Origin of the sequence: Pseudomonas sp. B21-012, assembly GCF_024749305.1 — a bacterium.
In the GTDB taxonomy this organism is placed as follows: Bacteria; Pseudomonadota; Gammaproteobacteria; order Pseudomonadales; family Pseudomonadaceae; genus Aquipseudomonas.
Window position 1 is genome coordinate 2,493,672 of record NZ_CP087197.1, and the last position, 12,807, is coordinate 2,506,478.

Sequence of the window (12,807 nt, forward strand, 5' to 3'; positions counted from 1 at the left end):
AAGCATTGGGATAGGGCGGCAGGGGTGGGAGTTCAATCGGCTTTTGTTCGAGGTGGGGCCGCTGCGCACCCCATCGCCGGCAAGGCCGGCTGCCACAGGGTGCGAGCGGTCGGTGTATCAGCCTTGTTTCTTGATGATCGCCTCACTGATGCTCGCCGGCGCCTCGGCGTACTTGGTGAACTCCATGGTGTAGCTGGCGCGGCCCTGGGTCATCGAGCGCATCTGTGTGGAGTAGCCGAACATCTCGCCCAGCGGCACTTGCGCGCGCACTACCTTGCCCGCCGGGGTCTCGCCGCCTTCCTGGATCATCCCGCGGCGCCGGCTGAGGTCACCCATGATGTCGCCCTGGTATTCTTCGGGGGTCACCACTTCGACTTTCATCACCGGTTCCAGCAGCACCGCGCCGCCTTTTTGCGCCAGTTGCTTGGTGGCCATGGAGGCGGCGACCTTGAAGGCCATCTCATTGGAGTCGACGTCGTGGTACGAGCCGTCGAACACCGTAGCCTTGAGGCCGATCAGCGGATAACCGGCGAGCACGCCGTTTTGCATTTGTTCTTCGATACCTTTCTGGATCGCCGGGATGTATTCACGCGGCACCACGCCGCCGACCACTTCGTTGACGAACTCCAGGCCCTCTTTGCCTTCATCGCCCGGGGCGAAGCGGATCCAGCAGTGGCCGTACTGGCCGCGACCGCCGGACTGGCGAACGAACTTGCCTTCGATCTCGCAGGTGTTGCGGATCTTCTCGCGGTAGGCCACCTGCGGCTTGCCGATATTGGCCTCGACGCCGAACTCGCGGCGCATGCGGTCGACGATGATGTCCAGGTGCAACTCGCCCATGCCGGAGATGATCGTCTGCGCCGTCTCTTCGTCGGTACGCACGCGAAACGACGGGTCTTCCTGGGCCAGCTTGCTCAGGGCGATGCCCATTTTCTCCTGGTCGGCCTTGGTTTTCGGCTCGACCGCCACCGAGATTACCGGGTCGGGGAAGTCCATGCGCTCGAGGATGATCGGCTGGTTGATGTCACAGAGGGTGTCGCCGGTGGTGACGTCCTTCATGCCGATCAGCGCGGCGATGTCGCCGGCGCACACGTCCTTGATCTCGGCGCGCTGGTTGGCGTGCATCTGCACCATGCGCCCGATCCGCTCCTTCTTGCCCTTGACCGAATTGAGCACGGCATTGCCGGAGCTGAGCACGCCGGAGTAGACCCGGGCGAAGGTCAGGGTGCCGACGAAGGGGTCGGTGGCGATCTTGAACGCCAGCGCCGAGAACGGTTCGTTGTCGTCGGCATGGCGTTCCAGGTGCTTGTCTTCGTGGTCCGGGTCGGTGCCGTTGATCGCCGGGATTTCCGAGGGCGCCGGCAGGTAGTCGATGACCGCGTCGAGCATCAGCGGCACGCCCTTGTTCTTGAACGACGAGCCGCAGATCGCCGGGACGATCTGGTTGGCCAGGGTGCGCTGGCGCAGGCCGGCCTTGATCTGCTCGTTGCTCAGCTCCTGGCCGTTGAGGTACAGCTCCATGAACTCGTCGTTGGCCTCGGCGGCGGCCTCGACCATGTGCGCGCGCCATTCGTTGGCAAGCGCGAGCATGTCGGCGGGAATCTCTTCTTCACGGTAGCTGGTGCCCTGGTCGTCGTCGTTCCAGTAGATGGCCTTCATCTTCACCAGGTCGATCTGCCCGGCGAAATGTTCCTCGGCGCCGATCGACAGCTGGATCGGCACCGGGTGGTGGCCCAGGCGCTGGTCGATCTGCTTGACCACGCGCAGAAAGTCCGCGCCCTGGCGGTCCATTTTGTTGACGTAGGCCAGGCGCGGTACATGGTACTTGTTGGCCTGGCGCCAGACTGTTTCCGATTGCGGCTCGACGCCGTCGGCGCCGCTGAACACCACCACCGCGCCGTCGAGCACGCGCAGCGAGCGCTCGACCTCGATGGTGAAATCGACGTGGCCGGGGGTGTCGATGATGTTGAAGCGGTACTTGTCGGGGAACTGCTTGGTCGAGCCCTGCCAGAACGCCGTGGTCGCCGCCGAAGTGATGGTGATGCCGCGCTCTTGCTCCTGGGCCATCCAGTCCATGGTCGCGGCGCCGTCGTGCACCTCGCCCATCTTGTGGTTGACCCCGGTGTAGAACAGGATGCGTTCGGTGGTGGTGGTCTTGCCGGCGTCAACATGGGCGACGATACCGATGTTGCGGTACAGCTCGATAGGGGTGGTGCGCGCCATGAGGGGTCACCTGTGTGTGATGCACAAGAAGAGGGTACTCCCAAGGTAGCAGAAGTGCAGCGCCTTGCACGGCGGGCCATGGCTGAAGCAGGTTCATCCATGGGCTGAGCAGGCATCGGTTGTAAAGCGACCGGGGCTGTCGCTTAATCGTTGCATTCGCCTCATGGAGCTGCCCGATGCCGCTGGAAAAATCCGTTACTGCCTGGTGCCAAAGTCATCCGTTGATCGCAGGTCTTGTGGCGCTGCGCCCGACCTGCTGGTTCAACCCGGCCCTGGCGCCGTGCGCCGAAGCCCTGGGTGACGTGGCGCTGACCGCCGCGGATATCCGTGAGGCCAGCGCGCGGCTCGAACGCTTTGCCCCGTTCATCGCCTCGGCGTTCCCCGAAACCTCGGCCAGCGCCGGCATCATTGAATCGCCGTTGGTGGCGCTGCACGCGTTGCAGGCGGTGCTGTGCGCCGAGCAGCAACTGCCAGTGAACGGCGCGCTGTGGCTCAAGGCCGACAACCTGCTGCCGATTTCCGGTTCGATCAAGGCCCGTGGCGGCATCTATGAAGTGCTCAAGCATGCCGAAGACCTGGCCCTCAAAGGCGGCCTGCTGCAACCGGGCGACAGCTACGCCAGGCTCGACAGCGATGCCGCCCGGGCGTTCTTCGGCCAGTACAGCGTGGCGGTCGGCTCCACCGGCAACCTGGGCTTGTCGATCGGCATCATCAGCGCGCGCCTGGGTTTCAAGGCCACCGTGCATATGTCTGCCGATGCTCGCCAGTGGAAAAAGGAGCGCCTGCGCGCCTGCGGCGTCGAGGTGCGCGAGTACAGCGCCGACTACAGCGTGGCGGTGGAGCAGGGGCGTAAGGAGGCCGTGGGCGATGCGCACTGTCACTTTGTCGATGATGAAAATTCGCTGAACCTGTTCCTCGGTTACGCCGTGGCCGCCGAGCGCCTGCAGCGCCAGTTGGCGGAACAGGGCATCGTGGTGGATGCCGAGCACCCGCTGTTCGTCTACCTGCCTTGCGGCGTCGGCGGGGGGCCTGGTGGCGTGGCCTTCGGCCTCAAGCAGATCTTTGGCGACGCGGTGCATTGCCTGTTCGCCGAACCGACCCACTCGCCGTGCATGTTCCTAGGCGTGTACACCGGCCTGCACGACGCGGTGTCGGTGTACGACTTCGGCATCGACAACCAGACCGCCGCCGACGGCCTGGCGGTGGGCCGGCCCTCGGGCTTTGTCGGCCGTTCGTTGCAGCGCCTGGTCGATGGCTACTACACCGTCAGCGACGCCACCCTGTACCGCCAGCTGGCGCAGATGCAGGCGTGTGAGGGCATCGAACTCGAGCCGTCGGCGCTGGCCGGGCTCGCGGGCATGTGCACTGTGCTGCAGGAGCAGCAGGGCTACCGTCAGCGCCTGGGCTTGAGTGAGGCGCGCATGGCCCGCGCCACCCACCTGGTGTGGGGCACCGGCGGCAGCATGGTGCCGCGCGAGGAGATGGACCGCTACCTGGCCAGGGGCCGCGCAGAACTTGCCGGTAACTGACCATGCTCAACCTGCCCGATCGCCTTGGCAGCCGCTTGAGCGGTGCCCAGTTCGCTAACCTGCACACCTTTGTCGCGGTTGCCCGGCACCTGAGTTTTAGCCAGGCAGCGCAAGAGCTGTGCCTGACTGCCAGCGCCGTCAGCCATCGCATCGCCCGCCTGGAGCAAGCCCTGGCGTTGCGCCTGTTCGAACGCCTGACCCGGCGCATTCGCCTGACCGCTGAAGGCGAGCGCCTCTATCAAGTGCTGCAAGGCTTGGAAGCGCAACTGCAAGAAGCCCTGCAACCGTCGACTGAAGAAGTCAGCGGTGCCCTGAGCCTGTATGTGCGGCCGTCGCTGGCCCAGCACTGGCTGGTGCCGCGCCTGGCGGATTTCCAGCAGCGCTATCGGCAGGTCAGCCTGGACATCCGCACCGGCAACGAGCCGGTGGATTTTCGCACCCGCCCGGTGGACCTGGCCTTGTTGTATGGCCATGGCGAGTTTCCCGGGCTGGCCAGCCAGTTGTTGATGGATGAGCGCGTCGCCCCGGTGTGCAGCCCGCAGTATGCCGAGCGCCACGGCCTGATCGACCACCCCGGGCGCCTGGCCCAGTGCACCTTGCTGCACGATGCCCTGGCCTGGGAGCACGCCGCCTTCGACGCCGAGTGGCAACGCTGGGCCGGCGAGCAGGGCGTACAACAGCACCTGCCCGCCCGCCACCTGACCTTCGACCGCTCCGACCTGTGCAGCGCTGCCGCCAGCCACCATGCTGGCGTGGCCATCGGTCGCCAGCGCCTGGTGCAACCCTTGCTCGACCAGGGCGCGTTGATCCTGCCCCTGGGGGGCTTCAGCCAGACGGCGGGGCAGGGTTACTACCTGGTGCATCCGCCGCGGGAGAGGTTACCGCTGCGTTTGCGGGTGATGATTGGGTGGTTGCAGGTGCAAGTGGGTGACGGCTGAGCTGTTTCAAGTCGCATCGACGCTACAGGCATAGGTTTCACGTGTGCTTTCGGGCGGCTGTTTTCGGCTTCTTTTCCGGACGCTTGCCCGGGCGTACCGCCCACAGATGCGCATTGGCACGCAGACGTTCCTGGATGTGCGCCGGATAGCTGGCCAAGGTGGTTTGCGGCGGGACCGGCTTGCCGGGCAGGCCGGCCTGGCGGATCAGTTTTGGCCAGCGCGGTTTCCAGCACAGCAGCAGGCTTGCCCAGTGGCCCATGCCGATAATCACGAATGCTGGCCAGATCAGCAGCAGCCCGATTTTGATGCCCCGCGACGCATGCCGAAAGTACTGGGTCAACCCTTCGAATTGCGGCGTAAAAGCCTGCCAGGGCCAGGGGAAATGTGAGGTGATGCGCGGGCGTGGCAGGCTCTGCGGACCTTCATCCATGAAGCGGCGGATAAACTCCCACTCATCGCGCAGTTCTGCCTGGTTGTTACCGGCCTTGCCGACCCAGACACTTACTGGGTGCAGGGTGTCGGTCACCCGTGCCGACCAGTAGAGAAACAGCGGTACACCCACACCACCGGCTATCGAATAGCGTTCGCCAGCGCCGGAGGAGGTGACGCCTTTCCACGGTAGGGTCATGATGCCGCCGCAATAACTGGGGCGATGCAGGTAAACCTGCTGGGTCTTGTGGTTGAAACGGATCAGCAAATGGCGGGAGGTGAACATCTCTAGCCGGGTGAAGCGCAAGCCGTATTTCAGATAAAACCAGGAAGCCGCTGACGCCAAACTACCCAGAAACATAGCAAGTAGCAGGTCGTGCCCATAGACGGCGTTTGACTTGGTTAATAGAATTTCTATGGCTGAAACTATTAAAGATCCTGCTAGCAAGAACTCGATCAGCACTACTGTCATCACTGCGAGTGTGAGTATGGTCACGAGTCCACGTTTGGCCTCTGAGGTGCCACAGCGCATTTCTAGTGCGACATCATCGAAAACATAAACGGGGCCTCTGGCTTTCGGGGTTTGGCTGACACTCTCTTGCGCTGCGGCTTGCGAGTCGTGCGCGTCTGATTCATATACATCTATTTTTTTCAGATGGTTGTGTCTGTTTGTCTCATGCCCCTTTTTTCGTTTTGCCTCCACGCATACTTGCCAAAAACCCCACTCGAAGAAGTACATCAAAGCACCTCGCTAATGGCATTGAAAAATTCGTTAAGTTCCTCCTTGGTGCTGTTGTAACCTTTTAAATCATTACTGAGTCTGAAGCAGCAATGATCACTCCATTTCTCTAGTGCATTTCCATCGAGAATAAAAAGAGCTGACGTCGCAAAGATAACAACCACGCCACCTACCCAAGTCATGCGACCAAGCAATAGCATGGCGGCCCTACTGGCGGCCAAATCGGCGGACCACCCAGATAAAGCTCGAAGCGCTACTTGGGTGCTTACGTTTCGTGTCCTCAGCGCGAGCCAACTAAAATATGCTCCCCCCTGAGCAAATGCCATGCCGCCTTGGCCGATCAATAGGGCAAGAGTGGCGTTTACTCGGGTAAAGTAAGCAGTAAGGAGAATGTGATGCCTGACAGGCGAATTTGAATTCTTGCTATGAGCTCCAATCGCATCGCCTACATCCAGACCAATACTCACCAACCCACCCACCGTCGCCAACCCCGCTCCCCACAATCGATACCGCCCCAAACTAATCTGCGCCCCACGCGCAGTCACACTGTTTTGCCCGACACTCGCCAGTGCCTGCTCGGTGCCCACGGCCAGCAGTTCCAGGCCCGCCGCTGCGCTGGTCAGGCCGGCGGCCGAGACTTCGCTCCAGAAGCGTTGGTCCTTGTCGTGGCGACGACCTTGCAGCAGCAACAGGCTGGCTTCGAGCAACAACAAGCCGCTGCTGATGCGCAATCGGTAGAAGGCATTGCTGTGGGCTTCGGTGAGGTTGCGTACATAGGCCTGATCTAGGCGCCGGGTGATAGGTGCGGCGACTCGGCCGGGTGATGGAGAGTGGCCGGCAGCGGCATGTTCGGCCATCCGCAGGTTCAGCGCCTGCTCGCCAAGCGAGGCGACCAGGTAACTGCTCAAGCGGCGGTGCAAGGCTCTGTCGAGGTGGCTGGGCGTCCCCGCGCGCAATGTTTCGCGGCCCAGTTGTCCTAGCCAGGCCAGGGCTCCAGCGCTGTTGATATGACCATGCTGGGCGATCAGTTCAAGGTGGCCGTCGACCCGACTGAACTGGGCGGCCAGTTCCTTGCTGAGTTTGAGTCCGGATTCCAGTTGCTGCCAATCGTCGCCTTCCGGCGAACGGGAAAGCTGGATTCGGGTTTGCTGGAGCACTTGCTCGATACTCCGCTGGTTGTAGACAAACGAACGCAGGGCCAGATTGCCTGGCTCGATCGTCTCGGCGCGCCACCACTGGCCCAGTAGCTGAGCGCCGGCGGATACGCCTTCCATGCCGACTACGCATAGGCCGGTCTGGTGAGCGAAGCACAGCCCACTGTTGAGGTCGTCCTGATCGTAGTGGGCCAGGGCATCAAGCAAGTGTGGGTGCTGCAGCCAGGCCAGGTGATCAGCGGCGCGCGCGTCCGCCAGGCGCTGGGCTTCGCGGCTTTCGGTCTCGAACCAGCCCAATTGCACTCGCATGGCGTCGACGTTGACCCGCGGCAGGTAGCGCTCCTCGAACAGCTTGCTGAACTCGCCGCGCTGCGCCCGTGCCTCCAGTTCACTGCGCTTGGTTCGGGTCTGGTAATCAAGTGCGCCTTGCTTGACACCCTCCCACCAGTCACGGTCCATGCCGGGCAACAGCGCATTGTCAGCGCCCTGGAGCTGCTCGCGCATGGCGTCACTGTGGTGCTTTGTCAGGGCGGCAACCTTGCGCTCACTGAAGTTCTTTTGCAGTTCGGTAAACGCTTGCGCCACCAGTACTTTGCGCTCATTGCTGGGCCCGGGTTTGCCTTCGGCGTCACGCTGGCTGTGTTCGAGCCAGTCCTTGAGGTGCTCCAGCGCGCCATTGCGCCAGGCATTGAGCGTTTGGGTAATGCCGATGGCATCTTCGACCACAATCGCCACCCCGCGTGGCCTGGGCTTACCGGGTGCGGGCATGAGCAGGCTGCGCGATGCGGTAAACCTGACCACCTGTTCGGTTGCGAACAACTGTGCGTCAAGCAGGTTGCGCAGTGCCGGGTCGCGTTCAGCGGCAAAATCGGCGACCAGGTCGAGCTGGCCGTAGGTCAGCACATGGGGCTCGGGAATCGTGCAGGAGGGCCCGACGAACCTGCCGATGTCGAGGGCCAGTGGGGCATTGCGCTGGCGCAGCAGGGCTTGCTGGGCGGCCGCTGTCAACGGGTCGGGACTGTAGAACAGGCGCAGTTCCAGGAGGTCGTCGAGCTCATGTATGGTGAGCGTCCAGACGATGCCGCGCAGCACGGCCTGTGGATCGAACGCTGGCGGTGGAGGGGCCCAGGGTTGCTCCGGATCCATCACGGTGAGGGAGCCATTGGCGGCAATGCGCCAAGGCAAGCGCAAAGTATAGCGACCCGTGCTCCGACGTTTTTCCATGAGGTAGAGAAAGCCTTCGCGCAGTGGCCGGATGGCGTAGCTGGCCTGGCTCAGGTCTACCGCGTTGTGTGGGTGGCGAAGGTGGTCGGGCAGCTCTGGCAATGCTTTGCGTCGTGAAGCGCTGCCGCCGACCACGGCATAGCGCAGCGGTAATACGGTGAAGGTACGGGTGCAATGAACTACCGGCTCGCGGTCGAGCGGGTCGCTGTAACTTCTGCGTGCGATGTCGTCCAGTATTTCCCGGGTCAGCATCAAGCCTCCTTAAGTAAGTCGCTGAAGCAGGCTTGCCTGCTCGCAGTGAAGCGTCCTTGTCACAAGGCGCAGACCTTAAGGGGAAATGCTGCAGCGTGTCTTGGCCCGGCAGTCCCAAAGTTATGTGGGAAACTTCTGTGAGTGTAATTGGGACTGCTTTTCTGACGCTGGGAGACTACTGCACTTCGATCCAGCGCCCCTCCTGGCGATCCGACTGCACACACGCCTCGATAAATGCCATGCCGCGCAGGCCGTCTTCAGCGGTCGGGCACAGGCGTGCCAAGGGCGCCGGGGCGCGCTGTTCGCGGCGGGCCCTGATCAGTTCGGCGGCGTCGCTGTAGATGTTGGCGAAGGCTTCGAGCAGGCCTTCGGGCTGGCCGGCCTTGATTCGCGTGGCTTGCCTGGCGGCATCGCTGAGCCAGCTTTCACCCCGGCGCAGCACCTGGTGCGGCTGGTCCTGGTGGCGCAGTTCGAGGCGCTCGGGTTGTTCCTGGTGCCAGTACAGCGAGCCGCTCGAGCCAAAGATCCGGATCTGCAAGCCATGGCGCTGGCCGGCAGCGACGAAGCTTGCCCATAGCAGGCCTCGGCCGCCGCCGCTCAGGCGCAGTTTGACGTGGGCGTTGTCGTCCGAGGCGCGGCCCGGCACCAGGGTGCTGAGCTCGGCCGAGACCTGGCTGACCTCCTGGCCTGTTACAAAGCGCAGCAGTTGGTGGGCATGCACGCCGACATCGGCCAGTACCGACGAAGCGCCGGCCTGGCTGGGGTCGGTGCGCCAGGCCAGGGCCTTGACCCCTTGCTGCTCCAGCGGGTGGGTGCCGAAGGCGCTGGCGTGCTCGACCTGTACCAGGCGCACCTCGCCGATCGCACCCTGGGCGATCAGTTCGCGGGCTTCGCGAATCAACGGGTAGCCGCTGTAGTTGTGGGTCAGCAGGTGCAGGGCAGGGCCTTGGCGAACCTGATCGAGCAGGGCATTGGCCTGGGCAAGGTTCGCCGCCAGCGGCTTGTCGCAGATGACATCGATACCGTGCTTGAGAAACGCAAGGCTCGCCGGTACGTGCACGGCATTGGGCGCCATGATCGCCACCACCTGGATGCCGTCTGCGCGGGCGGCTTCGGCCCTGGCCATGGCTTCAAAATCGGCATAGGCGCGCTCTGGCGCCACGCCATAGGCCTGGGCCGCGGCCAGGTTGCGCTCGGGGTCGCGGGCGAAGACCCCGGCGACCAGCTGGTAATGGCCGTCCAGGGACGCTGCGTAGCGGTGAGTCGAACCGATCGACGACTCCAGGCCGCCGCCGACAAAGCCCAGGCGCAGTCGTTGTTGTGGGTTGGCCATGGTTTTCATTGGGCGCCTCCGTTGGCGTGCTTGAGTTCGCGGGCAAAATGTTCGATCGCCAGCACGTAGCCGTGAGTGCCGAAACCGGCCAGCACCGCCTTGGCCACCAGCGATACATAGGAGTGGTGGCGGAAGGCTTCGCGGCGGTGGACGTTGGAGATATGCACCTCGATCACCGGCACTTCGGCGGCAATCAAAGCGTCGTGAATTGCCACCGAGGTGTGGGTCCAGGCGCCGGGGTTGATGACGACTCCGGCGACCCGGCCACGGGCCTGGTGAATCCAGTCGATCAGTTGGCCTTCGTGGTTGGTCTGCTGGAACTCAAGCTTCAGCTCCAGGCGCCTGGCCGCCTGCTGGCAGAGGCTTTCGACATCGGCCAGGGTTTCGCGGCCGTAGACTTCGGGTTGGCGCAGGCCGAGCATGTTCAGGTTGGGGCCGTTGAGCACGAGCAGGGTATTCATGGCTGGCTTCCAGTCAGGGCGTTGGCGCGCAGGGCGTCGTAGGTGGGTTTGTCCAGGCTCACCGCGTCGGCCTTGCCGAGTTGGTCGATGGGCGTGCGGTAGGTTTCCGGGGCGCTCCAGGCGGCGATGGCCGACAGCGCGGTGACCAGGCAGGTGATGGCGCCGATCAGCAGTGGCACGTTGTCGGAGCCCGGCGGCGCCACGGCGGCGAACAGCGCCGGCAGCAAGGCGGTGATCATGTAGCCGATGTTCTGCGCCACGGCCATGGCCGAGACCCGGTAATGGGTCTGGAACTGTTCGGGGAAGAAGCTTGGGAAGATGGCGTTGTAGCCCTGGTAGATCATCCCCCACATCAGCAGCGAGGCGGCAAACGCCAGCGGCAGGTTGTGCAGGCTGATGGCATAGAGGTAAAGGAACGACATCAACCCGCAGCCGATGGCGCTGCCGATGATCAGCGGGCGGCGGCCGATGCGGTCGGAGAGGTTGCCGACAAAGGGGATCACCAGCACCGCGACGATGTTGCCGACCACCGGGATCCACAGGTACACGCTCTTGTCAAAACCCACGCCGTAGGCCGGCTGTACCGCATAGGCGGCGCCGAACACGGTGGTCACCACCGGGATCACGTTCATCAGCGACACCCCGAGTACTACCAGCATGCCGCGCCAGCTGTGCTTGAAGGCTTCACCGATGGGCGAGCGCTGGCGCACCACCTTGGCGACTTTCTGGGTGAACGCCGCCGGCTCCTCGACCTCGCGGCGGATGATGAATGCTGCCAGCAGCACGGCGGCACTGAGCAGGAAGGGGATGCGCCAGCCCCAGCTGTTGAAGGCCTCTTCGGGCATGAAATAGGCCAGCGGCAGGAAGATTGCCGCCGCCAGCACCTGGCCGGCCTGCACGCCCTGCAGGGTGAAGCTTGCGTAAAAGCCACGACGACCGGGCGGCGCATGTTCGAGGATCATCGAGCTGGCACCGGCGATTTCCCCGGCCACGGCAAAGCCCTGGACCAGGCGCAGCACCACCAATAGCACTGGCGCCCAGTAGCCGATCTGGTTGTAGGTCGGCAGCAGGCCGACGGCAAAGGTGGCCAGGCCCATCAGCAGCATGCACAGCAGCAACACATGCTTGCGCCCGCGGGTATCGCCCCAGTGGCCGAGCACGAAGGCGCCGACCGGGCGCGCCAGGTAGCCGACGCCGTAGGTGGCCAGGGAGGCGACGATGGCCAGTTTCGGGTCGCTGGAAGGGAAGAAGATCTGCGGGAAAATCAGCGCCGCAGCCTGGGCATAAATGAAGAAGTCGTAGTACTCGAGCGCCGAGCCGACCCAGCCGCTGGCCGTGGCTTTCTTGGTTTGCCGGGCTGCATGCAGCCCTTGGGGATGGTTGGCCATCTGTCTGTCTCCGTTTGTTGTTGTTATGGAGCGGTAGGACTGGATAAAAGGCTTCAGAGGCTGTCGGTGTCGACGATCTGCCCGCTGCGTGCGGCGCTGCTGATGGCTTCGACGATCTGCAGGTTGCGCAGGCCGTCGCGCACGCTCACCAGCGGCGCTTGTTCGCCACGAACCACCTGGCAGAAGTGCGCCAGCTGGCGGGCCAGCGGGTCGGCGCTTTGCAGCGGCGCCACGGCGGTGCTGAAGGGTTTCCACCATGAGCGCTCGGCAGATTGCTCGTAGTACTTCAGGCGCATGGTCGGGATCGACAGCGTGCCCTGGGTGCCGCAGATCACGTAGCAGTCTTCGTCGGCGTAGCTGGGGTAATCGGGGTTCTCCCGCGCGGTCTGCTCCCAGCTGCGGGCGCAGGCGGCGGTGTCGCAGAGCATGAAGGTGCCGAGGGCGCCGTTGGCAAAGCGCAGGCTGATGGCGACGCTGTCTTCCACGGCAAAGCCACGGGTGGCGCTGGAAGCCTGGGCCTGCACGGCGACGATCTCGCCGCACAGCGAACGCAGGTTGCCGATCTCGTGGATCATGTTGATCAGCACCGGCCCGCCGCCGAGCTGCCGGCGCCAGGGCGCGGCGTCGAAATAGTCGTCGGGCTTGTAGAACAGCGCGCTGCCCATCACCGCCACCAGTTTGCCGAGCAAGCCTTCGGCGATTACCTCGCGGGCCTTGGCGAGGATTGCGCTGTGGGCACGGTGATGGCCGACCAGCAGCCGCGCACCCGTTTGCTCGGCGACCGCCAGCAGGCGCTTGCCTTCCTCCAGGGTGTGGGCCACGGGTTTTTCGATCAGCGCGGCAACACTGTGGTCGACGCAGGCCAGGGCGCCTTCGACATGCAGGTGATTGGGCGTAGCGAGGATCACCCCGTCCGGGCGCTGCTCGGCAAACAGTTGCTCAAGTGAAGGGTAGAGGGCAACGCCGTGGCTGGCTGCCAGCTCGGCGGCGGCCGGGGCCGGGTCGATCAGGGCGGCCAGTTCGCACTCGGCGCTGGCCTTGATCAGTTCGATATGCCTGCGGCCAATCAGGCCGGCACCGGCAACGGCAATGCGAAGTTTGTTCATGGCGCTCTCGTTATTGTTATGCGGACCGCGG

Annotated in this window: 9 protein-coding genes; 2 read left to right on the plus strand and 7 right to left on the minus strand. The window is 63.8% G+C overall.

What is annotated here, in order from left to right; genetic code table 11:
- Positions 1–117: 117 nt before the first annotated feature.
- Positions 118–2,223 carry an elongation factor G gene (gene fusA / locus LOY37_RS11595; protein WP_258716932.1) on the minus strand — a complete coding sequence of 702 codons (2,106 nt, stop codon included), beginning with the start codon at positions 2,221–2,223 and terminating at the stop codon, positions 118–120.
- Between the two features lie 176 nt (positions 2,224–2,399).
- On the opposite strand from fusA, the gene LOY37_RS11600 reads away from it, so the two are divergent.
- A complete protein-coding gene (locus LOY37_RS11600) occupies positions 2,400–3,752 on the plus strand; it encodes a D-serine ammonia-lyase (protein WP_258716933.1) in 1,353 nt (450 codons plus the stop codon).
- A gap of 2 nt (positions 3,753–3,754) precedes the next feature.
- Positions 3,755–4,690 carry a DNA-binding transcriptional regulator DsdC gene (dsdC, locus tag LOY37_RS11605; protein WP_258716934.1) on the plus strand — a complete coding sequence of 312 codons (936 nt, stop codon included), beginning with the start codon at positions 3,755–3,757 and terminating at the stop codon, positions 4,688–4,690.
- Between the two features lie 37 nt (positions 4,691–4,727).
- On the opposite strand, the gene LOY37_RS11610 is transcribed toward dsdC, so the two are convergent.
- The 6 genes from LOY37_RS11610 to LOY37_RS11635 all read right to left on the minus strand — a co-directional run bounded on the left by LOY37_RS11610 (position 4,728) and on the right by LOY37_RS11635 (position 12,776).
- On the minus strand, positions 4,728–5,858 hold the full coding sequence (locus tag LOY37_RS11610) for a DUF6708 domain-containing protein (RefSeq protein WP_258716935.1): 1,131 nt from the start codon (positions 5,856–5,858) through the stop codon (positions 4,728–4,730).
- Positions 5,858–8,488, minus strand: coding sequence for a T6SS effector BTH_I2691 family protein (locus LOY37_RS11615; RefSeq protein ID WP_258716936.1), 2,631 nt, complete (start codon positions 8,486–8,488; stop codon positions 5,858–5,860). The genes LOY37_RS11610 and LOY37_RS11615 overlap by 1 nt, the downstream gene beginning before the upstream one ends.
- 175 nt (positions 8,489–8,663) lie before the next feature.
- The gene (locus LOY37_RS11620) at positions 8,664–9,830 is read right to left on the minus strand and encodes a Gfo/Idh/MocA family protein (protein WP_258716937.1); all 1,167 of its coding nucleotides are present in this window, start codon (positions 9,828–9,830) and stop codon (positions 8,664–8,666) included.
- A complete protein-coding gene (gene aroQ / locus LOY37_RS11625) occupies positions 9,827–10,282 on the minus strand; it encodes a type II 3-dehydroquinate dehydratase (RefSeq protein ID WP_258716938.1) in 456 nt (151 codons plus the stop codon). The genes LOY37_RS11620 and aroQ overlap by 4 nt, the downstream gene beginning before the upstream one ends.
- Entirely contained in the window at positions 10,279–11,670 is a 1,392-nt protein-coding gene (locus LOY37_RS11630) for an MFS transporter (protein ID WP_258716939.1), read from the minus strand. Before LOY37_RS11630 ends, aroQ begins: the two co-directional genes overlap by 4 nt.
- 53 nt (positions 11,671–11,723) lie before the next feature.
- The gene (locus tag LOY37_RS11635) at positions 11,724–12,776 is read right to left on the minus strand and encodes a Gfo/Idh/MocA family protein (protein WP_258716940.1); all 1,053 of its coding nucleotides are present in this window, start codon (positions 12,774–12,776) and stop codon (positions 11,724–11,726) included.
- Positions 12,777–12,807 lie beyond the last annotated feature (31 nt).